Source organism: Pseudomonas sp. R9.37, from assembly GCF_963878885.1.
Classification (GTDB): domain Bacteria; phylum Pseudomonadota; class Gammaproteobacteria; order Pseudomonadales; family Pseudomonadaceae; genus Aquipseudomonas.
The window spans coordinates 171,901-198,850 of record NZ_CAWNZA010000004.1 but is presented as its reverse complement, the minus strand read 5'-3'; the positions used below and the strand labels follow the sequence as shown (position 1 = coordinate 198,850).

Annotated in this window: 25 protein-coding genes; 22 read left to right on the top strand and 3 right to left on the bottom strand. The window is 63.7% G+C overall.

Annotated features, from left to right (window positions below):
* Positions 1–159: 159 nt before the first annotated feature.
* Entirely contained in the window at positions 160–2,976 is a 2,817-nt protein-coding gene (locus AACU78_RS03935; protein WP_177410128.1) for an ATP-binding protein, read from the bottom strand.
* A gap of 575 nt (positions 2,977–3,551) precedes the next feature.
* On the opposite strand from AACU78_RS03935, the gene AACU78_RS03930 reads away from it, so the two are divergent.
* The 9 genes from AACU78_RS03930 (at position 3,552) to AACU78_RS03890 (ending at position 10,424) form a co-directional block, all read left to right on the top strand.
* Entirely contained in the window at positions 3,552–3,824 is a 273-nt protein-coding gene (locus AACU78_RS03930) for a BufA1 family periplasmic bufferin-type metallophore (protein ID WP_106579920.1), read from the top strand.
* On the top strand, positions 3,821–4,234 hold the full coding sequence (locus AACU78_RS03925) for a DoxX family protein (protein WP_106579919.1): 414 nt from the start codon (positions 3,821–3,823) through the stop codon (positions 4,232–4,234). The genes AACU78_RS03930 and AACU78_RS03925 overlap by 4 nt, the downstream gene beginning before the upstream one ends.
* 12 nt (positions 4,235–4,246) lie before the next feature.
* On the top strand, positions 4,247–5,008 hold the full coding sequence (locus AACU78_RS03920) for an alpha/beta fold hydrolase (protein WP_106579918.1): 762 nt from the start codon (positions 4,247–4,249) through the stop codon (positions 5,006–5,008).
* A 26-nt stretch (positions 5,009–5,034) separates the two neighbouring features.
* Positions 5,035–5,316 carry a BufA2 family periplasmic bufferin-type metallophore gene (gene bufA2 / locus AACU78_RS03915; protein ID WP_106579917.1) on the top strand — a complete coding sequence of 94 codons (282 nt, stop codon included), beginning with the start codon at positions 5,035–5,037 and terminating at the stop codon, positions 5,314–5,316.
* A gap of 130 nt (positions 5,317–5,446) precedes the next feature.
* Positions 5,447–6,271, top strand: a complete 825-nt coding sequence (bufB, locus tag AACU78_RS03910; RefSeq protein WP_106579916.1) for an MNIO family bufferin maturase — start codon at positions 5,447–5,449, stop codon at positions 6,269–6,271.
* The gene (locus AACU78_RS03905) at positions 6,268–7,017 is read left to right on the top strand and encodes an HvfC/BufC N-terminal domain-containing protein (protein ID WP_106579915.1); all 750 of its coding nucleotides are present in this window, start codon (positions 6,268–6,270) and stop codon (positions 7,015–7,017) included. The genes bufB and AACU78_RS03905 overlap by 4 nt, the downstream gene beginning before the upstream one ends.
* A gap of 359 nt (positions 7,018–7,376) precedes the next feature.
* The gene (locus AACU78_RS03900; RefSeq protein WP_106579914.1) at positions 7,377–8,741 is read left to right on the top strand and encodes an MFS transporter; all 1,365 of its coding nucleotides are present in this window, start codon (positions 7,377–7,379) and stop codon (positions 8,739–8,741) included.
* A gap of 70 nt (positions 8,742–8,811) precedes the next feature.
* The gene (locus AACU78_RS03895; RefSeq protein ID WP_106579913.1) at positions 8,812–9,939 is read left to right on the top strand and encodes an MFS transporter; all 1,128 of its coding nucleotides are present in this window, start codon (positions 8,812–8,814) and stop codon (positions 9,937–9,939) included.
* A 44-nt stretch (positions 9,940–9,983) separates the two neighbouring features.
* Complete coding sequence (locus AACU78_RS03890; RefSeq protein WP_106579923.1) at positions 9,984–10,424, top strand: MEKHLA domain-containing protein; 441 nt, start codon at positions 9,984–9,986, stop codon at positions 10,422–10,424.
* Here AACU78_RS03890 and AACU78_RS03885 read toward each other — a convergent pair.
* Positions 10,421–10,942, bottom strand: a complete 522-nt coding sequence (locus tag AACU78_RS03885) for a DUF3087 domain-containing protein (protein ID WP_106579912.1) — start codon at positions 10,940–10,942, stop codon at positions 10,421–10,423. The two genes, AACU78_RS03890 and AACU78_RS03885, sit on opposite strands and share 4 nt — an antisense overlap.
* A 118-nt stretch (positions 10,943–11,060) precedes the next feature.
* Between AACU78_RS03885 and AACU78_RS03880 the strand changes: the two genes are divergently transcribed.
* Together AACU78_RS03880 and AACU78_RS03875 are read left to right on the top strand one after the other, a co-directional pair.
* Positions 11,061–11,237 carry a hypothetical protein gene (locus AACU78_RS03880; RefSeq protein WP_164487946.1) on the top strand — a complete coding sequence of 59 codons (177 nt, stop codon included), beginning with the start codon at positions 11,061–11,063 and terminating at the stop codon, positions 11,235–11,237.
* Positions 11,238–11,252: 15 nt separating this feature from the next.
* Positions 11,253–11,450, top strand: coding sequence for a DUF6021 family protein (locus AACU78_RS03875; protein ID WP_106579911.1), 198 nt, complete (start codon positions 11,253–11,255; stop codon positions 11,448–11,450).
* 37 nt (positions 11,451–11,487) lie between these two features.
* Here the strand turns inward: AACU78_RS03875 and AACU78_RS03870 are convergent, their stop codons facing one another.
* Positions 11,488–11,724, bottom strand: a complete 237-nt coding sequence (locus tag AACU78_RS03870; RefSeq protein WP_106579910.1) for a DUF6555 family protein — start codon at positions 11,722–11,724, stop codon at positions 11,488–11,490.
* 120 nt (positions 11,725–11,844) lie between these two features.
* Between AACU78_RS03870 and AACU78_RS03865 the strand changes: the two genes are divergently transcribed.
* From AACU78_RS03865 to uvrA, 11 genes are all read left to right on the top strand, one after another.
* Positions 11,845–12,678: an arylamine N-acetyltransferase family protein gene (locus AACU78_RS03865; protein WP_106579909.1), complete on the top strand. Its 834-nt coding sequence runs from the start codon at positions 11,845–11,847 to the stop codon at positions 12,676–12,678.
* Between the two features lie 124 nt (positions 12,679–12,802).
* Entirely contained in the window at positions 12,803–13,555 is a 753-nt protein-coding gene (locus tag AACU78_RS03860; RefSeq protein ID WP_106579908.1) for an outer membrane beta-barrel protein, read from the top strand.
* A gap of 145 nt (positions 13,556–13,700) precedes the next feature.
* The gene (locus tag AACU78_RS03855; protein WP_106579907.1) at positions 13,701–14,057 is read left to right on the top strand and encodes a c-type cytochrome; all 357 of its coding nucleotides are present in this window, start codon (positions 13,701–13,703) and stop codon (positions 14,055–14,057) included.
* Positions 14,058–14,131: 74 nt separating this feature from the next.
* The gene (locus AACU78_RS03850) at positions 14,132–15,460 is read left to right on the top strand and encodes a D-arabinono-1,4-lactone oxidase (RefSeq protein ID WP_177410131.1); all 1,329 of its coding nucleotides are present in this window, start codon (positions 14,132–14,134) and stop codon (positions 15,458–15,460) included.
* A gap of 59 nt (positions 15,461–15,519) precedes the next feature.
* A complete protein-coding gene (locus AACU78_RS03845; protein WP_177410130.1) occupies positions 15,520–16,728 on the top strand; it encodes a DSD1 family PLP-dependent enzyme in 1,209 nt (402 codons plus the stop codon).
* A 107-nt stretch (positions 16,729–16,835) separates the two neighbouring features.
* On the top strand, positions 16,836–17,453 hold the full coding sequence (gene lexA / locus AACU78_RS03840; RefSeq protein ID WP_106579904.1) for a transcriptional repressor LexA: 618 nt from the start codon (positions 16,836–16,838) through the stop codon (positions 17,451–17,453).
* On the top strand, positions 17,453–18,067 hold the full coding sequence (gene imuA, locus AACU78_RS03835; protein WP_106579903.1) for a translesion DNA synthesis-associated protein ImuA: 615 nt from the start codon (positions 17,453–17,455) through the stop codon (positions 18,065–18,067). Before lexA ends, imuA begins: the two co-directional genes overlap by 1 nt.
* Before the next feature lie 7 nt (positions 18,068–18,074).
* On the top strand, positions 18,075–19,490 hold the full coding sequence (locus tag AACU78_RS03830; RefSeq protein ID WP_106579902.1) for a Y-family DNA polymerase: 1,416 nt from the start codon (positions 18,075–18,077) through the stop codon (positions 19,488–19,490).
* Positions 19,466–22,558, top strand: coding sequence for an error-prone DNA polymerase (locus tag AACU78_RS03825; protein ID WP_218276859.1), 3,093 nt, complete (start codon positions 19,466–19,468; stop codon positions 22,556–22,558). The genes AACU78_RS03830 and AACU78_RS03825 overlap by 25 nt, the downstream gene beginning before the upstream one ends.
* Before the next feature lie 126 nt (positions 22,559–22,684).
* Entirely contained in the window at positions 22,685–24,388 is a 1,704-nt protein-coding gene (locus AACU78_RS03820) for an ATP-binding protein (RefSeq protein ID WP_106579900.1), read from the top strand.
* Positions 24,389–24,396: 8 nt separating this feature from the next.
* Entirely contained in the window at positions 24,397–26,916 is a 2,520-nt protein-coding gene (gene uvrA, locus AACU78_RS03815; protein WP_106579899.1) for an excinuclease ABC subunit UvrA, read from the top strand.
* The last annotated feature ends 34 nt before the right edge of the window (positions 26,917–26,950 follow it).

Sequence of the window (26,950 nt, the reverse complement as noted above, 5' to 3'; positions counted from 1 at the left end):
GCGGCCCACGGATTCAAGCCTTCGTTCGGGCACACCGAAGCGTGAGCGAGGTGCCGAGTGGTGGGGCAAGAGCCCTTTGGTTACTTTGGGGCTTTTCCAAAGTGACCCGCCGTAAGGGCGGAACCCATACCCGCCATCACCCAAATAACGGATATGCCCTCAGCGATGCTGAAACCTGGGCAAAGAAGCAATGCGTAACTTAGGCTCCTGCAACCGCGCCAAGTCCGTGGCAATCTGCGCCCGCCAGAAGTGCGCACCGGCCAGTTGCGCATCCACCCACGCCTGGCGCAGCAGCACCTTGGCCTTGTCCACCGACCCGTAGTTGCCCTGGCGCAGTGTCAGTTGGGCCTTGATCCGCAGCATCTGCGGCACAAACCAGCGCTCATGGCGGCCGATAGCCAATTGCAGCGTCTCCTCCAACACTTCCAGCGCAAGTTTTTCCAGGCCCAGGCGCGCCAACCCCAAAGCGTATTCACAACGAAACAGACTGTAGAGCTGACCATCACCCTGGCCCTGCAGGTGCTGCAGGGCTTCGCCAAGTTGTGGCACGCCTTCTTCCGGCGAGCCCTGGCGGATCAGCAGGATGCTCTCGAAACACAGGCGAAATTGCCGCCAGATATGCAAGTCCTGGCGGGTGGTGCTGTCCTGCAGCAGGCCCAGGTAATAACGCATTTTCGGCAGGTTGGACGCCAGCAGCGCCAGGGGGATCGCCCCCAGGCACAAGGTGTACCAGAGGGTCGCCGGGTGATCGAGTGAGACCGCTTCATCGACGCAGGTGCCGATCAGCCGCAGGGCCGGGTCGACGTCGCCTTCCATAAATTGCACCTTCGCCTTGAGGCAGCGTGCGGCGATGCGCTGATCAAACAGCGCGTCGATGATGTGCGAGCGCGGGGCCGACGGTGAACCCAGGGCTTCGTCGATATTTTGTCGGGCGCCCGCCAGGTCGCCCATGTGAAACAGCACCACCGCCCGCATGCGCTTGCCCAGCAGTTGCTGGTTCCCGCTGTTGTTCAACGCAATGTAGCGCTCGGCCAACTCCAGTGCTTCGGCGTACTGGTTACACGCACAACGATCACCCCAGAGCCCCCACAGCGCGCGAAGTTTGTGCTCGGCATCGCCGAGTTCGCGGCCGTCCTCGCGCACCTGGCGCCATGCTTCACGCAACGGGCCGCCGGTGCCGTCGGTGAGCATCAGCGCGCTGGCCAGCGCGGTGTTCAGCAGCATGCGTTGGCGCGTCGGCAATGGGGTGCTGGCGTCGCTGGCCAGCCCCTGGTCAACCCAGCTGCGGCACTCACTGACCAGCGACAGGCGCAGCCATAACGGCACGCCGCCCAACGTCAGTTCAATCCCCAGCGGCAGGTTGCCGGTCGTCGAGTAGGCCCAGTCGAGTGCCGACCGCACCGTGTTGATCTCGGGGCCATACAGCGCGACCCAGGTTTGCGGTGACAGGCCATCCAGGGTCTGCCCGGCTTCCTGCAACACCCCAAGCGCATAACGCGCATGGCGTTCGGCGGTGGCGTTGGTTTCGCCCTGTTCGGCGAGCTTTTCCAGGGCGTAGGCGCGGGTGGTTTCTAGTAGGCGATAACGCTTGAGCAACTGCGATTCGCCGGCGATCAGCAGTGACTTGTCCATCAGGTTTTCGAGCAGGGGCAGGGCATTGCGCGGGTCGAGGGCGCTGCTGGCAGTCATGGCCTTGACGGCATCAAGGGTGAAGGAGCCGGTGAAGACCGCCAATTGGCGCAGCATCGCCTGCTCGTCGCCGCTGAGCATCGAATAGGTCCAGTCCAGGGTCGCGCTCAGTGAGCGATGGCGGGCGAGGGCGGTGCGCCGGCCGGTCATTTGCAGGCGGAAGCTGCCGTCCAGCAGGCCGACCAGGTCCTGGATGCCAAAGGTGCGTACCCGCGCGGCGGCTATTTCGATGGCCAGCGCATTGCTGTCGAGCTTGCGGCAGATGGCGCTGACGGCCGCCACGTCGGCGTCGTTGAATACAAAGTCGGGGTCAAGGGCGCGCACGCGCTCCACAAACAGGCGCACGCCGGACCATTTCAGGGCTTCGACGGCGCTGAGTGTCGTGTGTTCGTCGGGCACTTGCAGCGGCGCCAGGTCGTGCACGCGCTCGCCGTCGGCGCGCAGCGGCTCCCGGCTGGTGGTCAGCACGTAGCATTGAGGGGCACTGCGCAAGAGGGTTTCCACGGCATCGGCGGTGGCCGGCAACACGTGTTCGCAGTTGTCCAGTACCAGCAACAGGCGGCGGTCGGCCAGGGTGGCGGCGATGCTGTGCAGCGGCTCGTCGCTGACCGTCTGGATGCCCAGGGCGCTGGCAAGCATGCCGGTGACCCATTGCCCGCTAGTGGCCGGCGCCAGGTCGACGAAGCAAGTGTCCAGCTTGAGTTGGTTGGCTAACTGATGGGCCACGGCCATGGCGACGGTGGTCTTGCCGATGCCGCCAGGGCCGGTGATGGTCAAGAACCGCTGGTTCAGCACCTGGTCGGCAAGGCTGTCGACCAACTCATCGCGGCCAATCACTTCGCAGGACGGCGGCGCGACAGAGGGCTCAAGGACGCGCGCGTGGGGCACCGGCAGATTGTCTTCGCCGGCCGCCTGCACGGTCACCGGCGCCACGAAGCGATAGCCGCGGCCCGGCACCGTGACGATATAGCTGAAGTTGCCATCGTCGCCCAAGGCCCGGCGCAGCGCGACGATCTGCGCGCGCAGGTTGCATTCCTCCACCACCACCTTGGGCCAGGCGAACGAGATCAGCTCGGCTTTCTCCAGCAGTTCGCCGGCGCGGGTGGCCAGGGCAATCAGCAAATACAGGGCGCGGCTGCCCAAGGTGACGGGCTCACCGTTTCGCAGCAATACGTGCTGGCGTGCGAGTAACAGGAAGGGGCCAAAACCAAGGGCGCTTTCGGCGCACGCCGGGGCCAGGGGTTCTGCGTCCATGAAGGACACTGCGTGGTTCTTGCTCGAGCTCATCAATTCGTCCTTTTTATAGTCAGGCTTGTTATTGGCGATCAGGCCATTCGCCCTTTTGGGTACAGATGTGCAGCAGCAGTCTTGGAAAGTTGATGTCGATCAAAAAGTCGGAAAGGTCGCCCTCCTTTGGGGCGTTGTCGTTTTTATTGGCGTGCCACGGATTGTGTTTCAGTTGATGAGACTGTCTCAAAGCTGAAACATTTTATTACCAGAAACAGGGATAAAGCAGAATGTATGCCAGTTGGCATGTAACAAAGATGACAACAACCGCATGAAATTTATGGTGATTTTTAGGGTCGTCTAGGTCGCCTGAAGGGCTTCGTTCGGAAAGGCGAATATTTCTAATTGTGTCGTTCGGGATGCCGAATAAATCGGCGCCTATTTGGCGGTGGGTTATTCACTGTGTATCGCTGTGTATCCGCGCACCACCTTGATACACCGGCATGACGTTCTGTCGTGTTTGCGACACAGAGCGGATACACGCCTGGCTTTAACTCTGTTCACCAGCCGGCGCTGGCGGTCACGCACCGCCATTCGCGCCCTGGTCACACTCAGTCAAGCCAGGAGATACACCGATGAAGCGTCCTTACGCTGCCCTTGCGGCAACCCTCGCCCTGTCCCTCAGCGCCTTCGCGGCGGTGGCTCATGCCGATGAGCCCAAACCTCAGGAAAAGTGCTTCGGCGTGTCCCTCGCCGGCGCCAACGACTGCGCTGCCGGCAAGGGCACCTCGTGCGCCGGTACCGCCACCGCCGACTATCAGGGCAACGCCTGGGTGCTGGTGGACAAAGGCACCTGCACCCAGATCAAGACCCCCAAGGGCTACGGCAGCCTGACGGAACAGCCGTGATCCAGCGCCTGCTGCCCCAGGCACTGCTGTTGCTGGTGGCGCGGCTCGGGATCGCAGCGGTGTTCTTCCTGTCGGGGCGCACCAAGGTCACGGGTTTTCTGAACCTCAAACCGTCGACCTACGCGCTGTTCCGTTCCGAATATGCCTTGCCGTTGATTCCGTCGGACTGGGCTGCGCACCTGGCCACCTACGCCGAACACCTGTTCCCGCTGCTGCTGTTGCTGGGCTTGCTGACGCGTCCGGCCGCCGCTGCGCTGCTGGGCATGACCCTGGTGATCGAGGTGTTTGTGTACCCCGACGCCTGGCCGGTGCACCTGACCTGGGCGGGCCTGCTGCTGCCGCTGCTGGCCTATGGCGGCGGAGCCTGGTCGCTGGACCGCTTGCTGTTGAGCAAACCTTTACAACCCTGATGGAGAGTCCCGATGCGAATGCTTTCTTCCCTGGCCATTGCGATGGCAATGACCGTTCCGCTGTTGGCCCAGGCGGCCGACACCGCGCAGCCCGGCACCGGCAAAAGCGTGGTGATCGTGCCCGGTTCGTTTGTCGACGGGTCCGGCTGGCGTGTGGTGCACGACATCCTGATTCACAAGGGCTACAAGGTCACCGTGGTGCATCAAAGCCACGAGAACCTCGCCGCCGACGTGGCTGAGGCGCGCGAAGTGCTCGAGCAGCAAGTGGGGCCGGTGGTGCTGGTGGGCCACAGCTCCGGTGGTGCGGTGATCTCGATTGCGGGCGATCGCGACAAGGTCAAGTCGCTGGTCTACGTCTCGGCGTTCCAGCCGGAAGTGGGCGAGAACATGGCCCAGCTGATTGGCTCCATGCCCGCGCCCAGCGATGACATCAAGCCAAGCCGCGATGGCCACTTGTTCTTCGACCGCACTCGGTTCAACGCCGACTTTGCCGCCGACCTGACCACCAATCGCACCGACTTCATGGCCGCCTCCCAAGTGCCGGCCACCACCGCGCTGTTCGGCGGCACCGTGTGGGCTGCGGCCTGGCACAAGAAGCCGACCTATGCGGTGGTGTCCACCGACGACCGCGCACTGAGCCCCGCACTGCAACGCTGGATGTACCAGCGGGCCGGCTCCAGGGTCACCGAAATCAAGGCCAGCCACTCGGTGTACATCGCCCAGCCTGAGGCTGTGGCGAAGGTCATCGAAGACGCCGCGTCTGTCATCAAGTAACCCACACACCCACACAGGAAAACACCATGAACACTGCACTCAAATCCCGCTTGAGCCTCGCCGCTGCCGCCGCCCTGATCGCTATGGCTTCGGCTTCATTCGCCAGCGCCGCCAGTGCCGCCAGTGCCGCCGACCAGCAGGAAAAACCCGGCCGCTGCTATGGCGTCAACAGCTGCAAGGGCGAAAGCCTGTGCGCCACCGCCAAGCACGACTGCAAGGGCCTCAACAGCTGCAAGGGCGAGGGCGTGATCGTCAAGACCCCATCCGAATGCCTCAAGGCCGGCGGCACCCTGACTGAACCGAAATAAACCATCACCCCTGCGGGCGCGGGCTTGCCCACGAAGCGCGTTAACGAGGACGCGGGCGTGCAGACAGTGCACAGCGTGCTCAAGTTTTTCGCGCGCAAACCCGCGCCTGCAGTTTTACTGGAGAGCCGCCATGCTGACATCCAACCCGCCCTTTTCGGGCTATGGCCTGGGCCTGCGCAAGGAACACTACTGCGACTTCCTGGAGACCTCGGTGCCCGTGGATTTCGTCGAAGTGATCTCCGAGAATTTCATGGTCCAGGGCGGCCAGCCCCGGCACATCCTGCGCCAGATCCGCGCACGGCACCCGGTGGCATTGCACGGGGTGTCGATGTCCATCGGCAGCGCTGAAGGGCTTGACCCGCACTACCTGCAGCGCCTCAAGGCGCTGGTCGATGAAATTGAGCCGTTGTTTGTGTCCGACCACTTGAGCTGGTCGCGCAGGGGCAATTTCAATGCCCACGACTTATTGCCGGTGCCCTACACCGAGGAGGCGCTGGACCGGGTCTGCGCCAATATTCATCAGGCCCAGGAAGTACTCGGCCGCACGCTGCTGGTTGAAAACCCTTCCAGTTACCTGGCGTTTGATGGCGCGTCCATGAGCGAGTGGGAGTTTATTGCCGCCATGGCCCGGCGTACCGGCTGTGAGCTGTTATTGGACGTGAACAATGTGTTTGTCAGTGCCAGCAATCATGGCTTCGATGCGCTGGCGTTTCTCGCGGGCATGCCTGCCGAACGCGTGCGCCAGGTGCATTTGGCCGGCCATAGCCAGGGCCGCGCGTTGTTGATCGACAGCCACGACCGCCCGGTGTGTGCCGGGGTGTGGGAACTGTATGCCCACGCCATCGCGTTACTGGGGCCGGTGGCGGTGATGATCGAGCGCGACGATGAGCTTCCACCGCTGGCCGAGTTGCTTCAGGAGCTGTCCACGGCCCGTGCCTTGGCAGCGCAGCGATGAACCTGGCCGAGTGGCAGCAGGCGTTTCGCACCTGGCTGGTGAGCGCCTCGGACGAGGCCGCGCAGGTGCTGGGCAATCACCGCGCAGGCCTGGCGGTGTACCAGAACAACTACCGCGCGCAATTGGTGGGCTGCCTGGAGCAGGCGTTCCCGAACCTGCGTCGATGGCTGGGCGATGAGGCCTTTCTGGCGGCCAGCATCGCCCATATCGACCAGCATCCGCCGCATGCCTGGACGCTGGATGCGTATCCCGAAGGTTTCTACGCGACGTTGAAGACGGTGTTCCCGCACAACCCCGATGTGCATGAGCTGGCCTGGATCGAGTCGGCGTTGAATGAGGCGTTCGTCGCCGCCGATGCGTTGCCTGTGCCCGTGCACGCGTTGGCTGAAGTGGACTGGGACAGCGCGGTTTTGCAGTTGACCCCGTCGCTGCGTTGCCATGCGTTGACCACCAATGCCGAGGCCATATGGTCTGCGCTGTGGCAGGAAACCGAACCGCCCGAGGCGGTGATGCTGGAGGAGGCGGGCGGCTTGTTGGTCTGGCGGCGCCAGTTCACCTCGCGCTTGCGTCAGGTGCAGGCGCTGGAGCTTGACGCTTTGTTGCATGTGCAGGGCGACGGCCGTTTTGCAAGGTTGTGTGAATTTTTGGTGGCGCGTTTGGGCGAGGAAGCGGGCGTGGTCCAGGCCGGTGAATACCTGGCCGCATGGTTGGGCAGTGAGTTGATTGTGGGGGGCCGTGGCGAGTGAATAACCTGTGGTGAGCGGGCTTGCTGTGGCGAGCGGGCTTACTGTGGGGGGCTGGCTCAGCGTGATGGAGCCTGACCTTTTGTGGCGAGCGGGCTTGCCCCGCGTTGGGCTGCGAAGCGGCCCCAAGGGCGGCCAACCGGGTTTGTCAGATACACCACAGCGACTGCAAGGGCAGCGCTCCGCACTCCAACGCCGGGCAAGCCCGCTCGCCACAGTAAGGCCGCACTTCATCGTGAGCCCGCTCGCCACGACGTTGGCGGTGGCAAACATGAAAACTCTGACAGCCAGGCAATTGGCCACTGAAAAAATCCGCGTCTGCCCGTACTCTAGGGGCCTTTGTTACCAGCGCCGGATTGTTCATGTCTTCTGTTGCCGATGGGTTGCCCTCCAATAAACGCTTGCCGGCCGTAATTGCCCTTTCATTGGGGATCGGCATGGCGACCCTCGACACGGCCATCGTCAACACCGCGCTGCCCACATTGGCCGAAGGCATCGGCACCGATTCGGCCTCGGTGATCTGGGTGGTCAACGCCTACCAACTGGCGATTATCGCCACGGTGCTGCCATTCGCTTCGTTGAGTGATGTGTGGGGGCACCGTCGGGTATACCTCGGTGGGTTGCTGCTGTTTATTGTCTCGTCGCTGTTTTGCGGGCTGGCCGGGTCGTTGCTGACCCTGACGGCCGCGCGCGTGGCGCAAGGCCTGGGCGCGGCGGCGGTAATGAGCGTGAATACCGCGTTGCTGCGGCATATCTACCCGGCAAAAATGCTCGGGCGCGGCCTTGGCTACAACTCGCTGGTGGTGGGGCTGGCGTTCACCCTCGGGCCGACTGCCGCGTCGGCGATTCTGTCGGTGGCAAGCTGGCACTGGCTGTACCTGATCAACGTGCCGCTGGGCCTTTTGGCCCTGGGGCTGGGCCTGCGTTCATTGCCGACATTGCCCATGACCGGTCACGCGTTCGACCGCCTCGCCGCGCTGCTGTGTGCCGGGTTGTTCGCCTTGCTGGTGCTTGGCCTGGGCACGGCGGTGCACGGCGCCCAGGGCGCACTGACCCTGGGCCTGATCGCCGTGGCGCTGGTCTGCGGTGCGTTACTGTTGCGCCGCCAGGCTGGGCACCCGGCGCCGATGCTGGCTCTGGATCTGTTCAAGCGCCCGGTGTTTGCGCTGTCTTCCCTGACTGCGATCTGTGCGTTCAGCGCCCAGGGCCTGGCGTTTGTGTCATTGCCGTTTCTGCTGCAGGCGGTGCTTGGTCATAGCCAGGTGGAAACCGGTTTTCTGATGACGCCGTGGCCGGCCGTTGTTGCGGTCATGGCCCTGGTCGCAGGGCGCCTGGCAGACCGCGTGTCGCTGGGCGTGTTGTGCGGCATCGGCCTGTTGCTGCTCAGTGCGGGGATGGCGGCGCTGGCAACCCTGGGCAGCGGCGCGTCGGCCTTTGATATCGGCTGGCGCATGGCGCTGTGCGGCGCCGGGTTTGGCTTTTTTCAATCGCCCAACCTCAAGGCGATCATGACCAGCGCACCCTTGGCCCGCAGCGGCGGGGCCAGCGGCATCGTGGCGATCTCGCGGCTGCTGGGGCAAACGCTGGGGGCGTCATTGGTGGCGTTGTGTTTTCACCTGTCCCTGGGCAGTGGCCCGCAATACGCGCTGTGGCTGGGTTGCGTGTTTGCGTTGGTGGGCAGTGTGGCCAGCGGTCTGCGTTTGCTGCCCTATGAGAAAAAGGCGTAATGGGGCGTTGTAAAGTCCGCCGTGGGAAGGCTAACGTGGCGGCCTGAATATTTCAGGATGTTTCAGCTTTATGTCCAGCCTGGCCCAACGCACTGCCGATACCACGTCCCGACGGGCCGCGCTGACCCTCGCGTTATGCCTGCCCAGCGACGTGTTGCTGTACCTGCTGTTGCCGATGGAATCCCAGGCCTTTGGCATCACGCTGGCGCAGGCCGGGGTGTTGTTGGCAGCCAACCGCCTGGTGCGGATTTTTGGCTATCGGCACGTGCTCAATTTCTATGCGCGCAACGGTGACCGGCTGACGTGCATGATTGCTGCCGGCGCGGCGACGGTGTGCGCCCTGGGCAACTCGCTGCTGTCGGGGTTCGCTGCGCTGCTGGGCTTGCGGCTGATCTGGGGCCTGTGTTTTGCCGCGTTGAACCTGTCGACCCAAGTATTAGCAACGTCCGAGCCCGCTGGTGCAGCCCGCCGGGCGGGGCGTTCACGCGCGATGATCGCCCTCGGCCCGATGCTGGCACTGCCGCTGGGTGGCTGGTTGACCTTATGGGCCGGCCCACGTCCGATTTTTGTGATGCTTGCCGGCTGCTGCCTGGCGGGCTTGTGGGTGGCGCGTGGCTTACCCACCGCCGGGCATGATTTGCACAGCACCGGGCGGCGCTTCAAGTGGCCCGACAGTGTGGCGACCTGGTCGTTTATCGAAGGCGTGGCGCTGGACGGGCTGTTTATTTTTGGCCTGTCGATCCAGGCGCAGAAGATTCTCGGCGGCGATGCGGTGCTGATCGCTGGCGGCTTGATGGCCCTGCGGTATGCCTCGGAAATGCTCCTGAGCCCCCTGGGCGGCCGTGCGGCGCAACGCTTTGGCGCCACGTCGATGCTGTTGCTGTTTTCATTCTTGAGTGCCCTGGCCCTGACTGCGTTCGGCAGTTATTGGGTGATCGTCGGCGCGGCGGCGGTATTGGTGCTGCGCGCGCTGCAACTGCCGCTGGTGACCACCCTGGTGGCCGAGCGCAACCCAGGCTCGATGCGCGTCTCGGCACTGGCGTCGAACGCGGTGTGGCGCGATGTCGGCGCGGGCCTCGGGCCGTTGCTGGCGGGCCTGTTGCTGCCGGTGGCGTCAGCGCCGTGGGTGTTCGGCCTGGCGGGCGCGGCCATCGCGGTGAGCGCGGTATTTTGCTGGCGCACTCAGGTTTCCAACTGACCAGGTGAGGTGGTGTGGTGTGCCTTCAAGAAGATTTCGTGCGGGTGCTGGATGAGTCGTATCGACACTGGAGCGGCCAGGGGCTGCCGGCGCCGGAGCACCTCAACGCGCAGCAGCGCCTGAGCTGGCTGCACGCCCACGCACCCTATAGCCTGCTGGCCCACGACGGCGCCGCCGACCCGCGTTTTACCTACGCCAATGCGTGCGCGTTGCAGTGCTTCAAATACCCTTGCGAGACGTTTATCGGCATGCCTTCACGCTTCAGCGCCTCGGAGCGTGATCGCGCCGAACGCCAGGTATTGCTTGAGCAGGTGACCGCCCATGGTATCGCCCAGGGCTACAGCGGCTGGCGCGTGGATGCGCACCATCAGCCGTTCATGATCTACGCCGGGGTGGTCTGGACCTTGCTCGACAAGGCCGGCCAGTCGTGTGGGCAAGCCGCGCTGTTCTGGCCGGATGAACAGCGCATCGGCGTGCTGGTTTAGGCGCTTTTAAGGCTGTCCAGCCATGCGGGGTCGAGGCGGGTTTGCTCGGTGTCGATGCCCAGTGCCTGCATCTTCGCCTGGTGGGCGTCGATCTCGCCGACCAATTGCGCCTGGGCACTGGAGTTGGCGTCCAGCGCATGCATCTGCGTGAGCCCCAGGTGGTAAAAACGCAACAGCTTGATCGCCGCCGGGTCGTTGGCCTGCACGCCTTCGGTGACCTTGTGCATCACGTTGGTCACGCTCATCAAACTGCGCTTGAGCTGCCAGCCATACACCGCCGGCGCGAGCCAGGGCTGGGTCCAGAACGGGCCGCGCACCAACGCGACGGTGATCAACACCCCGGCAAACACACCGCCGACGTTGAAGCGCAAGTTGTCACCGCCGGGTTCGCCGAACAGCATGACCGCCAGGCTCGACAGCAGCATTGCCAGGGCCACGAACAGCACGGCAATGATCAGGGTGCTGCGGCGGGTCTGCTGGCGGAAAGTGGCGGGGTCACAGGGTTTGAGCTCGAACATCCGGGTCTGGTCTCAAGAAGGGGCGGGGTGGCATCTTCGCATGCTTTGCGCAATCAAGTTGAACGATGGCTTCGCGCGGTTTCTCTACATCTGTGTAGCCCCCGTGAGGTAAACCATCATGCCCGAATACAAACAGCCGCCGCCCGGCACCCCTGACCCTGACCGCACACCCGGTGAAGAGGAGCGCGACAACGATGCGTTGCGCCCCAACGACCCGGCGGAGCGTCAGGACGACGATGTGGAACAGGTCGAGCAAGACCTTGAACACCTTCATGACAAAGCCCGCCCGCTTTAAAACAAGGAGATCGCCGTGAGTAATCCCCCGCAAGGCCCGCGTTCAGACGAGCATGGCAGTGGCAAGGACGAACTGGGTTTTGACCCGGATTCCCCCGATGTGGCCGACCCGCAAGTCGACCCCATCGGCCCTGCGATCGCGCCGTTGGACAAGGAAAAACAGCCGAAAAAAAAGCCGCCCTATGATCCGCTGGGCGACTTGAAAACTACTTGAAGAAACACGACAAGCCCCGCCATTGCGGGGCTTGTGCTTATTTGGGTGGCACCCAGGTGACGTCGGTAATACCGAACTTTTCCGCCCAGGGCCGGGTGGTTTTTTTCACCTGCTCGTGACCCACACGCCCGATGCGGCTGACATGGGCGATGTCGGCATCCACCGCGGCCCAATGCCACGCCTCGGCGTTGTTCATCACTTCCGCGCGCACCACAAAGGACTTCGGTTGGCCGTGAAGCTGGTAATTAATGGTGTAGATTTTTGCGGTACTCATGTTGCCTCCCTGTCTTGTTATAGATGGATAGGTGAGTGTTCAAAAAGGTTCAGTCAAAATGACAAGTCGCGCATTGGCCCGGCATAGTGAGCGCTTCGCCCCGCGCTCAAGGATCGCGCCATGCCCCGTTTGACTCATCGCCAGCTTTACCTGCAACGCCTGGGCTACGACACGCCGCCGCCGCCGACCCTGCAAACCCTGCAGCAATTGCAGCTGCGCCATGTGTGCACCTTTGCCTTTGAAAGCCTGTCGACGTTGCTGCGCTGCCCGGTGCCGATCGACTTGCCGAGCATCGAGCAAAAGGTGCTGCTCGATGGGCGTGGCGGGTATTGCTTTGAGTTGAACCACTTGTTTCTCGCGCTCTTGCAGGATTTGGGTTTCGAGGCGCGCGGTCTCACCGGCTGGGTCGTGATGGGCGGGCCGGTAGATGCGCGCACCGGGCGCACCCATCGCCTGAGCCTGGTCACCCTGGAGGGCGTGCGCTATGTCACCGACGTCGGCTTCGGCGGCATGGTGCCGAGCAGCCCCTTGCAACTGGACACCGAGGCGACCCAGGCCACCGCCCACGAGCCCTATCGGCTGACGTTCAATGGCGCCGATTACACCTTGTGGGCCAAGGTGGGCGAGGAGTGGCGTGGCTTGTATGTGTTTGACCTGCAGGTGCAGGCGGACAGGGACTATGAAATCGGCAACTGGTACGTGTCGACACACCCGGATTCGGTGTTTGTTGGCCAATTGAAAGCTGCACTGCTCGCGCCGGGTAAACGCTACACATTGAACAACGCCCACTTTGCGGTCCACTGCCTGGATCAGCCCAGTGAAAAGCGCGCAATCGAGAGCGTCGATGAGCTGCTGGCGGTGCTGCATGGCACCTTGGGTATTCGCCTGCCGGCGCATCCTCTTCTTCGCGAAAGCCTTAATGGCCTAGTGATGGCAATTTCCAAAGAAGCTTGAGATAGAGCCTGCGCTGAAGCGTTTTTTCTCCAAATCGATGCAAATTAATTCGAACCTTTCGCGAAAGCCGAGGTTCGAAGCGATTCCTGAATAATTTGCTCACCAGACAAGGAGATTTAAAAAGATGTCCAAGCTATTCGGAAAATTCCTCAAGGGCTCCTCGCTGTTGGCGCTGGTCGCTGCGCCTGCCGTGGTGTTCGCCGCTGCACCGACAGGCCCGATTTCCGTTTTCGGTCTGCAGGGCAGCTACAACGACTTCAAACTTGAAGGCGGCAACGAAAGCGACAAGGACCACATGCCTGAAGCGGGCCTGTTCTACAACTTCGGCAACAAGCTCACCGCTGAATCCGGCTTTATCTACCAGGCCGGGATCGAAGCCAAGTACGGCGAGAAGAGCGACAACAAACTCAAGGAAGGCCAGGCTGACCTGGACCTCGGCTGGCGTGCCGCGCTCGACGCGCGCAACTTTGTCGACGTGATTGTGGGTGGCGGCTATACCTGGACCCGCTACGAGCCGGACACCAATGACTACGACGTCAAGCTCACCAACAAGTCGCCGTTCGCCAAGGCGGCCCTGGGCTACAACCACCAGTTCGATGACATGACCCTGCGCGTCGAAGCCGGTGCCCGTCGTACCATCGACGGCCGTGCCAAGCTCAAAGTCGATGGCGTGGGCAGCGACACCGTGGACCTCAAGGACCGCACCAACCCTTACGCTGAAGTCAGCCTGCTGATGAACCAGAAAGGCGACCTGCCAGTGATGGCGGGCCTGTACTACACCCGTACCGAATACAAGCTGGACGACGACTCCTATGTCGCCGACAACACCAAGCTCAAGCGTGACGAGTACGGTTTCAAGGTCGGTATCGCGTTCTAAGCGAGCCTCAAGGATCCGGGGTGGCCAACGCCCCGCATTCGACTGTCCCATCAAGCCCCCTTTGTGTCCGCCAAAACCCTCAACGCCGTGGCGTCGCTGCCTTAGTGTGCAAGCAGCTTCCACAGCCTAAGAAGAGAGGGTGGCCATGCGCCGCATTGCCTTATTGTTGGCCGTCCTCGGCCTGCTCACCGCCTGTGACGACACGCCCAAACATCCCCCCGAACGCGTCACTGCGGCCACTGCGATGCCGGCTGACCCGGCGTTGGCCCAGGTCTACGACACCAGTTGCAAGCTGTGCCACGCAAACCCTGCGTCCGGCGCGCCGTTGACCGCTGACAAGGCTGCGTGGAACCCGCGCATTGCCCAAGGCACCGACACGCTGCTCGACCACAGCATCAACGGCTACAACGGCATGCCGCCCATGGGCCTGTGCATGCAGTGCTCCGAGGCGCAGTTTGTGGCGCTGATCAGCTTTATGGCCGGTGTTGAACTCCAACAATAAGAACGGGGTGGTGGATGGCGCTCTCACGGCGGCAACTCTTGCAACAAACGGCTGCGGCCGGGGCGTTCCTGGCGCTGGCCGGCAACCCGGTGCTGGCGCAATTGGCCCGCGCGCCACGCCTGATTCCGTGGCGCAACTGGTCGGGGGCGCAGACGTGCCTGCCGCTGGCGCGCCTGGCCCCCAAAGACCTGGATGAACTGGTGCAGGTGATCCGTCAGGCGCCCGGCACTGTTCGGCCGGTCGGCTCGGCACATTCATTCAGCGCGCTGGTGCCGACTGACGGCACGTTGGTCTCGCTGAGTGGCTTCAATGGGCTGCTGGCCCACGACCCCGCGACTCTGCAAGCGACCTTCGCCGCCGGCACGCCGATGTCACGCATGGGCCCGGCGCTCAAGGCGGTAGGGCAGGCGTTGCCGAACATGGCGGACATCGATTACCAGACCCTGGCCGGGGCGATTTCTACCTCCACCCATGGCACCGGCGTGGGCTTTACCTCGTATTCGGGCTGCGTCACCGGGTTGCAACTGGTGACGGCCCAGGGCGAGGTGCTGGATTGCGACGCCCGGCGTCACCCCGAGGTCTTCAGCGCGGCGCGGGTTTCTCTTGGGGCCTTGGGCGTGGCCACCCGGATTCGCTCGCAAAACCGCGCGCCGTATCGCCTGCTGGAGCGCCAGTGGATCGCCAAGACCGAAGAGCTGCTCGAAGACGTCGACAAGCACACGCGTGAAAACCAGCACTGGGAAATGCTCGTGGTCACCCATTCCGACTACGCGCTGTCCATCGCCCTCAACGAAACCCAAGCGCCTGAAACGCCGCCGATTGACCCGGCCGAGGCGGGCGGCAACGCGTTTGTGTCGATCATCGAAAAGCTCGACAAATACGCCAGTGATTTCCCCGACACCCGTAGTACCTTGCTCAACAGCCTGCGTTTTTTTGCGCGCTTTGAAGACCGCGTGGCCGAGTCGTTTCAGGTCTACGCCAACGTGCGCACTGTGCGTTTCAACGAGATGGAGTACTCGGTGCCTGCCGAACACGGCCCGGCCTGCCTGCGCGACATCCTCAAGCTGATCACCGACAAGGACCTGCGCACCTGGTTTCCTATCGAGTACCGCTACGTCAAGGCCGATGACATCCCCTTGAGCATGTTCGAAGGCCGCGACAGCTGTTCGATCTCGGTGCACCAGCATTACGCCATGGACCATCACAACTTCTTTGCCGCCGTGGAGCCGATTTTCTGGAAGTACGCCGGGCGCCCGCACTGGGGCAAATTACACACCCTCAACGCGCGCACCTTGCAGCCGTTGTACCCGCGCTGGGACGAATTCACGCGGGTGCGCCGCGAGCTGGACCCCGGCGGCAAATTTCTCAATGCGCACCTGTCATCCATCCTGGGAGTGGCCTGATGAACCGACGGCATTTTGTCCTGGGCACCGCTGCTGCACTGGCCGGCGGCGCCTGGCTGCTGCGCCCCAGTGATCGCGGCGGCCCATACAGCGAGTATTTCCGCAGCCTGAATAATGAGCTCAAGGCGCATGGGCCGATGCGTCCGGTGATGCTGATTGACCTGGACCGCCTGGATCACAATATCGATGTGGTGATGCAGTCTGTGGGCCGTGGTGGCAAGCACTTGCGGCTGGTGGAGAAATCGCTGCCGTCGCCGGGGTTGCTGGCCTACATCGCCAAACGTGCGGGTACGCAGCGGTTGATGTCGTTTCATCAGCCGTTTCTGAATCACGATGCCCTGGTGTTTCCCGAGGCGGATATCTTGATGGGCAAGCCGCTGCCGGTGCGTTCGGCCGAGGTGTTTTATCACACCCATAAAGGCCCGTTCGAGCCCGCTCGGCAGTTGCAGTGGTTGCTGGATACGCCCGAGCGGCTGCAGCAATACCTGGCGCTGGCCCAGGGGTTGGGCACGCGCATGCGGGTGAATATCGAATTGAACGTGGGCCTGCATCGCGGCGGGGTCAGTGATAACGCGGTGCTGGCGCAGATGCTCAGGTTGATCGGTGCTCATCCGCAGCATTTGGCGTTTGCCGGGTTCATGGGTTATGACCCGTTTGTAGGGATGGGCGTGCCGGGCATTCTCGGCTCGCCCCAGGTGCTGTTCGAGCACGTGATGCAGCGTTATGACGGGTATGTCGATTTTACGCGTCGGCAATTTGCCGGGTTATGGGGCGAGGGGCTGACATTGAATACGGCGGGCAGCCCCAGTTATCGCATGCATGAGCAGGAACGCACCAGCAGCGAGGTGTCGGTGGGCACGGCGTTGCTCAAGCCCACCCATTACGATCTGCCGTCGCTGAGTGAGCATGTGCCGGCCGCGTTTATCGCTACGCCGGTATTGAAAAGCACCGGTCAGGTGACGATTCCGGCGTTGGAGGGGACGTCGCGGGTCTTTTCGTGGTGGGACCCGAATCAGCGCGAGACCTTCTTTATATATGGCGGTAACTGGATGGCGGAGTTTGAGTCGCCCTCGGGGCTGCAAAGCAATGGATTGTATGGGCGCAGTTCGAACCAGGAGATGGTTAACGGTTCGCCTGCGGTGGGGTTGAGGGTTGAGGATCAGGTGTTTTTGCGGCCCACGCAGAGTGAGTATGTGCTGTTGCAGTTTGGGGATCTGCTGGCGGTGCGCGGCGCAAAGATAGTGGAGACTTGGCCGGTTTATGGCTGACTCCAGGGGCAGGCTTGCGCTGAATGCCGGTGCGTTGCTGCCCTCGGACAGGCACTCGAGCGCTCCCGACTGACGGCTATTGTCAGAGATTTCCTACAAGAGTACAAATGTACTCCATGACGACCCTGACCCCCCGCCGCACTGCCATCCTGACCTTTATCCGCGACCGCATCGCGCAGCAAGGCCAGCCCCCCAGCCTCGCCGAGATCGCCGAGGCGTTCGGTTTTGCCTCCCGCAGCGTAGCGCGTAAGCACGTGGTGGCCCTCACGGAAGCCGGTTATATCGAGGTCAACCCTAACCAGGCCCGGGGCATCCGCCTGCTCAACCAGCCGGCACGCCCGGAATGGCTGGATGTGCCCGTGCTCGGCCGCGTCGCCGCCGGTTTGCCGATTGGCGCCGACGCCGAAGTGCACAACCGCCTGCAACTGGACCCCGCCACCTTTGCGAAAACCCCGGATTACCTGTTGCGGGTGCAGGGCGATTCGATGATCGAAGACGGCATTCTCGACGGCGACCTGGTCGGCGTACGCCGCAGCGCCGAAGCCTTGAACGGCCAGATTGTGGTGGCGCGCCTGGACGGCGAGGTCACCATCAAACGCTTCGAGCGCCATGGCGAGCACGTGCGCCTGCTGCCGCGTAACCCCGCGTATCAACCCATCGAGGTAGGCCCCGACCAGGACCTGGCCATCGAAGGGGTGTTCTGCGGCCTGGTGAGGCAAGGCTGATGGGCGCCGTCGTTGCCCTGGACTCGCTGTTCAATGGCGGCCGAGTCTGGAAGGGCCGGCCTGTTGCGCCGCCGGCCAGCGTGCACCCCACCGGGCTGGCGGCGCTGGACGCGGTGCTGCCCAGCGGCGGCTGGCCGGAGGCGGCCCTGAGCGAAATCCTGATGGCCAAGGAAGGGGTCGGCGAATTGCAATTGGTGCTGCCGACCCTGGCGCGTTTATCAACGGCAGGCGAGCGCATCGTGCTGGTCGCGCCGCCTTACACGCCGTACCCGCACGCCTGGCAGAACGCCGGGGTGGATTTGCGCCAGCTTTCGGTGATCCAGGCCGAGGAGCGCGATACCTTGTGGGCCGTCGAACAATGCCTGCGTTCCGGCAGTTGCGGCGCCGTGCTGTGCTGGCCGCGCAAGGCCGATGACCGCGCCTTGCGCCGTTTGCAGGTGGCGGCCGAAACCGGCCAGACCCTGGCGTTTGCCTGGCGCTCTTTACACGAGGCAATCAATGCCTCGCCCGCTGCCTTGCGCCTGGCCGTTGAGGCAAAACCGGCGCAAGTGCGGGTGCTCAAATGCCGGGGCGGGCTGGCCCATCCGGCGCCGATTGCGCTGGCGGGGCACTGAGGTTGCCATGCGCTGGGTGTGTATTGTCTTCCCGCAATTGGCGCTGGACGGGGTGCAGCGTGTGCATCCCGAGCCCGACCAGCCGCTGGTGTTGCTGGCTGGTACGCCGCAGCGTCGCGTGTTGCAAACCGTCAATGCCGCCGCCCGCGCGTTGGGCCTGCGCCCCGGGCAATCGCTGACGGCTGCGCATGCGCTGGCCAAGACCTTCGCCAGCGCCGAATACGACCCCGCAGAAATCGAGCGCTGGCAGCAGTTTCTGGCGGCCTGGGCTTACCGTTTCAGTTCCCAGGTCAGTGTGTATTACCCGCGCGCCTTGCTGTTCGAGATCGAATCGAGCCTGGGCCTGTTCGGGCCGTGGCCGCAGTTCGAGGCGCGGTTGCGCAACGAGCTGACCGCGTTGGGGTTTCGCCACCGTATCGTCGCCGCGCCCAATCCGGCGGCGGCGCGGGTGCTGGCCAATATCTCCGATGGCCTGGCCGTGGCCGATGATCACGCGCTGCACCAAGCCCTGGCGCCATTGCCTCTCGACCGTTCAGGCCTCGACCCGCAGGCCGCCACCGCCTTGTCACGCATGGGCCTGCGCACGCTGGCTCAGGTGCAGGCGTTGCCTCGCCACACGCTGGCGCGGCGCTTTGATGCCGGCTTGCTCAAGCACCTGGATGCGCTGAGCGGGCAGCGGCCGCTGCCCCTGGCGTTCTATCAGCCACCGGACCAGTTCGATGCACGCATCGAGCTGAATTTCGATGTGCAATCCCACCAGGCCTTACTGTTTCCGTTGCGCCGCCTGACCGGAGACCTTTCGGCCTTCCTTTGCGGTCGCGACAGCGGCGTGCAGCGTTTCGACCTGCACCTGGAACACGCCCAGGCGCCTGACAGCGTGATCAAGGTCGGCCTGCTCAGCGCCGAGCGCGAACCGGCGATGCTGTTCGAACTGGCCCGCGGCCGTCTGGAGCAGGTGCAAGTCACCTCGCCGGTACGCGGCTTTCGCCTGGTCGCCCAAGACCTGCCAGTGTTCGTGCCGCAACGCCAGGACTTGTTCGACGACCGCCCGCAACAGACGTTGCCCTGGGAGCAGCTGCGCGAACGCTTGCGTGCACGCCTGGGCGATGAGGCTGTGCAAGGCCTGCGCTTTCATGCCGACCACCGCCCCGAATGCGCCTGGCAAGCCGCCGCCGATAGCCGCGCGTGTCCCACTTTGAACAAGGTGCAGCGCCCGGGCTGGTTGCTGCACGAGCCGACCTTGCTGGCCGAGCAGGGCGTACAGATTCTGATGGGCCCGGAACGCATCGAATCCGGTTGGTGGGATGGCGCCGATATTCGCCGCGACTATTACCTGATCCAGACCCGCGCCGGGCAGCAAGGCTGGGCCTATCGCACCGTCGGGCAAAGCGATGGGCTGTGGCTGCAAGGCTGGTTTGCATGAGCTACGCCGAGCTGCATTGCCTGTCCAATTTCAGTTTTCAGCGCGGCGCGTCGAGTGCGCTGGAGTTGTTCGAGCGCGCCAAGCGCCAAGGCTACAGCGCCTTGGCGATCACCGACGAATGCACCTTGTCGGGCATTGTGCGCGCCTGGCAAGCGGCGAAGGCGGTGGACATGCCGCTGATTATCGGCAGCGAGGTGCGCATCGAGAATGGCCCCAAACTGGTGTTGCTGGTTGAAGACCTCAGTGGCTACCAGCACCTGTGCCGGCTGATCACCCTGGCCCGACGCCGCGCCGAGAAAGGCCGCTATCGCCTGCTGCAGGAAGACTTCGACCAGCCTCTGCCAGGCCTGCTGGCGCTGTGGGTTGCCGACGACAGCGACACCCAGGCCTCGATCCAGTGGCTGCGCCGTACCTTCGCCGATCGCCTGTGGCTGGCGGTGCACCTGCATTGCGGTCAGAACGATGCGCGCCACCTGGAACAGCGCCTGGCCCTGGCCGCCAGCCTGCACATCAAGGCGGTGGCCTGCGGCGATGTGCACATGCATGCGCGCGGTCGCCGCGCCCTGCAAGACACCATGACCGCTATCCGTCATCACGTCACGGTGGCCGACGCCGGCACACGCCTGCATCCCAATGGCGAGCGGCATCTGCGCAGCCTCGACGCCCTCGGCGCGCTGTACCCGCACGCCTTGCTGGATGAAACCCTGGCCATCGCACGGCGCTGCACGTTCGACCTCAGCCAATTGCGTTACCACTACCCGCGCGAGTTGGTACCCGCCGGCCAAAACGCGACATCCTGGTTGCGCCAGCTCACCGAAGAAGGCATTGCCCAGCGCTGGCCGCAGGGTGTCGATGCCAAGACCTTGCAGCAGATCAACCATGAGTTGGCGCTGATCAGCGAGCTGGGTTACGAAAGTTATTTCCTCACCGTGCACGACATTGTGCGCTTTGCCCGCAGCCGTTCGATCCTGTGCCAGGGCCGGGGCTCGGCGGCCAACTCGGCGGTGTGTTTTGCCTTGGGCATCACCGAGATCAACCCGAGCCTGATGAACATGCTGTTCGAACGCTTCCTGTCCAAGGAGCGCAACGAGCCGCCGGATATCGACGTTGACTTCGAACATGAACGCCGCGAAGAAGTGCTGCAATACGTGTTCCAGCGCTATGGGCGCACCCGCGCGGCCTTGACGGCGGTGGTCAGCAGCTACCACGCAGCCGGCGCGGTGCGCGATGTGGCCAAGGCCCTCGGCTTACCGCCGGACCAGATCAACGCCCTGGCCGAATGCTGTGGGTGCTGGAGCGACGATGCGCCGCCCCTGGAGCGCTTGCGCGAAGGCGGCTTCGACCCGCAAAGCCCGATCCTGCGCCGGGTGCTCACGCTGACGCAGCAGTTGATCGGCTTCCCCCGGCACTTGTCCCAGCACCCTGGCGGCTTCGTGATTTCCGAATACCCGCTGGACACGCTGGTGCCGGTGGAAAACGCCGCCATGGCCGAGCGCACCATCATCCAGTGGGACAAGGACGACCTCGACGCCGTTGGCCTGCTCAAGGTGGATATTCTGGCACTGGGCATGCTCAGCGCGATCCGTCGCTGCTTCGATTTACTGCGCCGGCATCGCAACCTGGACCTGGCGCTGGCGACGATTCCCAAGGAGGACGCCGCCACCTACGCGATGATCAGCAAGGCCGACACCATTGGCGTGTTCCAGATCGAGTCGCGCGCGCAAATGTCGATGCTGCCCAGGCTCAAGCCGCAAAAATTCTATGACTTGGTGATCGAGGTCGCCATCGTGCGGCCGGGCCCGATCCAGGGCGGCATGGTGCACCCATACCTGCGCAGGCGTAATAACGAAGAGCCGACGACGTATCCCTCACCGCAACTCAAGGCGGTGCTGGAGCGCACCTTGGGCGTGCCACTGTTTCAGGAACAAGTGATGCAGATCGCCATGGTCGCCGCCGACTATGGCCCCGGCGAGGCCGACCAGCTGCGCCGCTCGATGGCCGCCTGGAAACGCCATGGCGGGCTTGAGCCGCATCAGGCACGCCTGCGCGCCGGCATGCTCAAGAACGGCTACAGCGAGGCATTTGCCGCGCAAATCTTCGAACAGATCAAAGGTTTTGGCAGCTATGGTTTTCCCGAGTCCCACGCGGCCAGTTTTGCCTTGCTGACCTACGCCAGTTGCTGGCTCAAATGCCATGAGCCGGCGGCCTTTGCCTGTGCACTGATCAACAGCTGGCCCATGGGCTTCTACAGCCCGGACCAGATCCTGCAGGATGCGCGGCGTCATCGCTTGCAGATCCGCCCGGTCGATGTGCTGGCCAGTGACTGGGATTGCAGCCTGGAACCTATCGACGGCCAGCAACCGGCGATCCGCATGGGCTTGCGCATGATCTCGGGGTTTCGCGAGGAAGACGCGCGGCGCATCGAAGCGGCCCGCCAGCGCGGTACGTTCAGCGACATTGCCGACCTGGACGAACGCGCCGGGCTGGATGCGCGCGCCCAGGCATTGCTGGCGGACTCGGGCGCCTTGCGCGCGTTGGCCGGCAACCGGCACAAGGCGCGCTGGGAAGTGGCCGGGGTGCATAAACAGCTGGGGCTGTTCGCTGGCCTGCCCAGCCCCGACGAAGCGGCGGTGGCGCTGCCGGCACCAACGGTTGGCGAAGACCTGCAGGCCGACTACGCCACGGTCGGCACCACCCTTGGCCCGCATCCCTTGGCGTTGCTGCGTGATGAACTGCGTAAACGCCGCTGTCGCAGTTCCCTCGAGCTGATGGCGGTTGCGCATGGGCGCAACGTCAGCGTCGCGGGGCTGGTCACCGGCCGGCAACGCCCGGGCACCGCCAGCGGGGTTACCTTCGTCACCCTGGAGGATGAATTCGGCAACCTCAATGTGGTGGTCTGGCGTGACTTGGCCGAGCGTCAGCGTCAGGCGCTGGTCGGTTCGCGCCTGTTGAAAGTCGACGGGCGCTGGGAGGCGGTAGGCGAGATACGGCACTTGATTGCCGGGCGCCTGACCGACCTGACGCCGCTGCTGGATGGGATTAATGTGCGCAGCCGGGATTTTCATTGACGGGAGTTGCTCAGGCCTTCTCGGATAAGCTATATGCAATGAAACGAATTATTGCAGTCAGGCTCCAAGTTTTTATCAGCGCAACTGCATCACTCATCCATTCTTCTCTTCGCCAAGAGCCCATAGATGCTTTTTTTATCCAACACCCATGGCTGCGAAGGCTGGGGCGGTGAAATGGCCCAGCGGATCCGCGCCTTTGACTGGTCGACCACTGACCTCGGCCCGATCCACGCCTGGCCGAAGAGTCTGGTCAGCGCCGTGCAGATGCTACTGGCATCCCCGATGCCGATGGTGATGCTGTGGGGGCGGCCGGGGTACATGATCTACAACGACAGCTACTCGGTATTTGCCGGCGGCCGGCATCCGTATCTGTTGGGCACGCCCGTGGAGCTGGGCTGGCCGGAAGTGGCCGAGTTCAACCGGCGTGTGGTGGACACCTGTTTGGCGGGCGGCACGTTATCGTTCAACAACAAGCAACTGGTGCTGCTGCGCAATGGCAAGCCGGAAGATGTCTGGATGGATCTTTACTACAGCCCCGTCGCCGGCGACGACCAACAACCGGCGGGTGTGCTCGCGATTGTGGTGGAGACCACCGCCCACGTGAACTCCGAACGCTTGCGCCAGGAATTGACGCATAACCTGGAGCAACGCGTGGCGGCCGAAGTGCAGGCGCGCTCCTCGGCCGAAGCGCAATTGCGTCAGTCGCAAAAACTCGAAGCCATCGGCGGCCTGACCGGTGGCGTGGCCCACGACTTCAATAACCTGCTGCAAGTGATCGCCGGCAACCTGCACCTGCTGGCCCGGCACGAACCCGAGAATGCCCAGGTACAGCGCCGTGTCACGGCCGCCATCGCAGCGGTGGAGCGCGGCGCCAAACTGTCGTCGCAACTGCTGGCTTTTGCTCGACGCCAACCGTTGTCGCCGGCTGTTTACAACCCCCAGCGCATCTACGCAGGTTTGGGTGAATTACTGCAGCGGGCGTTGGGCGAAACCATCCATATCGATGTGCAATTGCCGCAGGATTCCTGGTGCATCAATGTCGACCGCAACCAGTTGGAAAACGCCTTGCTCAACCTGGCGATCAATGCCCGCGATGCCATGCAAGGCGAGGGCGTGATTCGCATCACCGGCGATAACATCATCCTCAACCCCGACGACTGCGTGGGCAAGAGCGTCCTGCCTGGCGAATATGTGCGCCTGGCCGTCACGGATATTGGCGTGGGCATGTCGCAGGCGGTCCTGGCGCGGGTATTCGAACCGTTCTTTACCACCAAGCGTGAAGGCCATGGCACCGGCCTTGGCTTGAGCATGGTGTTTGGTTTCGTGCGGCAAAGCGGCGGCCATGTCGAGGTGTGGAGCGAGGAGGGCAAGGGCACGGTGGTGCAGATGTACTTTCCGCGCAGCCTCGGCGCCGAGGACCCGGACAGCCACCCCGTTGAGGCTGTGCCGCACGCGGGTGGCCAGGAAACCATTCTGGTGGTCGAGGACAACGTCGATGTACGGGTGACGGTGGTGGAATTGCTCGAGCAGTCGGGCTACACCGTGCTCACCGCCGAAGACGGCGACCGCGCGATGCAAGCGCTGCAGGGCGGCGTGCAGCCGGACCTGATTTTTACCGACGTGGTGATGCCCGGTCGGGTCAAAAGTACTGACCTGGCCGACTGGGCCCGCGCCCAGGTACCGCCGGTGGCGGTGCTGTTCACCTCCGGGCACACCCGCGACATTCTTTCCAGCAATCACCTGCTGAGCCCCGACATTCATCTGCTGAGCAAGCCCTACAGCCCCGAATCCCTGACACAACGGGTGCGCAGCGTGCTCACTGTCCGATAAGGTCTTTCATGACTTCACAGCGCAACATCCCTCCAGTCACCGGCCAGCACCCTGGCTTTGTGCGAGTGCGCGGCGCTCGCGAACATAACCTGCGTAACGTCGATGTCGACATTCCGCGGGACGCCCTGGTGGTGTTCACTGGCGTCTCGGGCTCCGGCAAATCATCCCTGGCGTTTTCCACGGTGTACGCCGAAGCCCAGCGTCGTTATTTCGAATCGGTAGCGCCTTACGCACGGCGCCTGATCGATCAGGTCGGCGTGCCGGATGTGGATTCCATCGAAGGTCTGCCGCCGGCCGTGGCCCTGCAGCAGCAGCGCGGCACGCCGAGTGCGCGCTCTTCGGTGGGCAGCGTCACGACCTTGTCGAGCCTGATCCGCATGTTGTACTCGCGGGCCGGCAGTTATCCGCCGGGCCAGGCCATGCTGTACGCCGAGGACTTTTCGCCGAACCTGCCCCAGGGCGCGTGCCCGCAGTGCCATGGCCTGGGCCGGGTGTATGAGGTGACCGAGGCGCTGATGGTGCCCGATCCGTCGTTGACCATCCGCCAGCGTGCGGTGGCGTCGTGGCCGTTGGCGTGGCAAGGGCAGAACCTGCGCGACATCCTTGTGACGCTCGGCTATGACGTGGACATTCCCTGGCGCGACCTGCCGAAAAAACAGCGCGACTGGATCCTGTTCACCGAAGACACCCCGACCGTGCCGGTGTACGCAGGCTTCACGCCGGAACAGACCCGCGCGGCCTTGAAGCGCAAGCTCGAACCCAGTTACCAGGGCACCTTCAGCGGCGCGCGGCGCTATATCCTGCACACCTTCACCCACACCCAGAGTGCGCTGATGAAAAAGCGCGTCTCGCAGTTCATGCAGGGCAGCGCCTGCCCGTTGTGCGAGGGCAAACGCCTGACCCGGGCGGCGCTGTCGGTGAAATTCGCCGGGGTGGATATCGGTGAGTTGTCGCAACTGTCGCTGTCGCAGTTGGCGGAGTTGCTGCGGCCGGTCGCGGCGGGGCAGGACAAGATGAAACTGTCGGTGGAAAAACGCCTGGCCGCCCAGCGCATCGCCGAGGATTTGCTTGAGCGCGTGAGCACCCTGATCGAGCTGGGCCTGGGTTACCTGTCGCTGGAGCGCAGTACGCCGACGTTGTCGTCCGGCGAGCTGCAGCGCCTGCGCCTGGCCACGCAATTGGGCTCGCAGTTGTTCGGCGTGATCTATGTGCTGGATGAACCGTCGGCGGGTCTGCACCCGGCGGATGGCGAAGCGTTGTTCACCGCGCTGGAGCGCTTGAAAGCCGCAGGCAATTCGCTGTTTGTGGTTGAGCACGACCTGGAAACCATGCGCCGCGCCGACTGGCTGATCGACGTGGGGCCGGCTGCCGGCGAGCATGGCGGGCAAGTGCTGTACAGCGGCCCGCCCGCGGGCCTGGCGGATATCGAGGCGTCGCAGACGCGGGAATATCTGTTTGCCGAGCGGCGCCCGCCGAGCCAGTCGCGCCGTGAGCCCACCGGTTGGTTGAAGCTCGAAGGCGTGACGCGCAACAACCTCAATGACCTGAGCGTGGACTTCCCACTGGGGTGCTTTACGGCGGTGACGGGTATTTCGGGCTCGGGCAAATCCAGCCTGGTCAGCCAGGCGCTGCTGGAACTGGTGGGCGCGGGGTTGGGCCGTGTGGTGGAAGCCGACGAAGAACCCAGCCTGGAAGACGACACCCCGCAAACTAGCGGCGGGCGTATCAGTGCGGGTCTGGAGTCGATCCGGCGCCTGGTGCAGGTAGACCAGAAACCCATCGGCCGAACGCCGCGCTCCAACCTTGCGACCTACACCGGGCTGTTCGACAACGTGCGCAAACTGTTCGCCGCCACACCGGCGGCGAAGAAGCGCCACTATGACGCCGGGCAGTTCTCCTTCAACGTCGCCAAGGGCCGCTGCCCCAATTGCGAGGGAGAGGGGTTTGTGAGTGTCGAGTTGCTGTTCATGCCGAGCGTGTATGCGCCGTGCCCGACTTGTCACGGTGCGCGTTACAACCCTGAGACCCTGGCGATCAAATGGCAGGGGTTGAGCATTGCTCAAGTGCTGGGGCTGACGGTGGAGCAGGCGGTGGAGGTGTTTGCCGAGCAGCCTGGGGTGCTGCGCTCGTTGCAGGTGTTGCGCGATATTGGCCTGGGGTATTTGCGCTTGGGCCAGCCGGCCACCGAGCTGTCCGGCGGTGAGGCGCAGCGCATCAAGCTGGCGACCGAGCTGCAACGCAATGCGCGAGGCGCCACGCTGTATGTCTTGGACGAGCCCACCACCGGGTTACACCCACGTGATGTGGACCGCTTACTCAGCCAGCTGAATCATCTGGTCGAGGCGGGGCACACGGTGGTGGTGGTAGAGCACGAGATGCGCGTCGTGGCGCAGAGTGACTGGGTGATCGATATCGGGCCGGGGGCCGGCACGCAGGGCGGCAAGGTGGTAGCCAGTGGCACGCCGCAGAAGGTGGCCAAAAGCAAGGTCAGCCGCACTGCGCCGTTTCTGGTACGAGAACTGACTTAACTGCCCATCAGGTCGAAATGCGCAAGCGGGCCAG

Bases quoted from the DNA above. Each gene is read 5' to 3' on its own strand.
- AACU78_RS03935 (WP_177410128.1), bottom strand. From the start codon at position 2,976: ATGAGCTCGAGCAAGAACCACGCAGTGTCCTTCATGGACGCAGAACCC.
- AACU78_RS03930 (WP_106579920.1), top strand. From the start codon at position 3,552: ATGAAGCGTCCTTACGCTGCCCTTGCGGCAACCCTCGCCCTGTCCCTC.
- AACU78_RS03920 (WP_106579918.1), top strand. From the start codon at position 4,247: ATGCGAATGCTTTCTTCCCTGGCCATTGCGATGGCAATGACCGTTCCG.
- bufA2 (WP_106579917.1), top strand. From the start codon at position 5,035: ATGAACACTGCACTCAAATCCCGCTTGAGCCTCGCCGCTGCCGCCGCC.
- bufB (WP_106579916.1), top strand. From the start codon at position 5,447: ATGCTGACATCCAACCCGCCCTTTTCGGGCTATGGCCTGGGCCTGCGC.
- AACU78_RS03905 (WP_106579915.1), top strand. From the start codon at position 6,268: ATGAACCTGGCCGAGTGGCAGCAGGCGTTTCGCACCTGGCTGGTGAGC.
- AACU78_RS03900 (WP_106579914.1), top strand. From the start codon at position 7,377: ATGTCTTCTGTTGCCGATGGGTTGCCCTCCAATAAACGCTTGCCGGCC.
- AACU78_RS03895 (WP_106579913.1), top strand. From the start codon at position 8,812: ATGTCCAGCCTGGCCCAACGCACTGCCGATACCACGTCCCGACGGGCC.
- AACU78_RS03885 (WP_106579912.1), bottom strand. From the start codon at position 10,942: ATGTTCGAGCTCAAACCCTGTGACCCCGCCACTTTCCGCCAGCAGACC.
- AACU78_RS03880 (WP_164487946.1), top strand. From the start codon at position 11,061: ATGCCCGAATACAAACAGCCGCCGCCCGGCACCCCTGACCCTGACCGC.
- AACU78_RS03870 (WP_106579910.1), bottom strand. From the start codon at position 11,724: ATGAGTACCGCAAAAATCTACACCATTAATTACCAGCTTCACGGCCAA.
- AACU78_RS03865 (WP_106579909.1), top strand. From the start codon at position 11,845: ATGCCCCGTTTGACTCATCGCCAGCTTTACCTGCAACGCCTGGGCTAC.
- AACU78_RS03860 (WP_106579908.1), top strand. From the start codon at position 12,803: ATGTCCAAGCTATTCGGAAAATTCCTCAAGGGCTCCTCGCTGTTGGCG.
- AACU78_RS03855 (WP_106579907.1), top strand. From the start codon at position 13,701: ATGCGCCGCATTGCCTTATTGTTGGCCGTCCTCGGCCTGCTCACCGCC.
- lexA (WP_106579904.1), top strand. From the start codon at position 16,836: ATGTACTCCATGACGACCCTGACCCCCCGCCGCACTGCCATCCTGACC.
- imuA (WP_106579903.1), top strand. From the start codon at position 17,453: ATGGGCGCCGTCGTTGCCCTGGACTCGCTGTTCAATGGCGGCCGAGTC.
- AACU78_RS03830 (WP_106579902.1), top strand. From the start codon at position 18,075: ATGCGCTGGGTGTGTATTGTCTTCCCGCAATTGGCGCTGGACGGGGTG.
- AACU78_RS03820 (WP_106579900.1), top strand. From the start codon at position 22,685: ATGCTTTTTTTATCCAACACCCATGGCTGCGAAGGCTGGGGCGGTGAA.
- uvrA (WP_106579899.1), top strand. From the start codon at position 24,397: ATGACTTCACAGCGCAACATCCCTCCAGTCACCGGCCAGCACCCTGGC.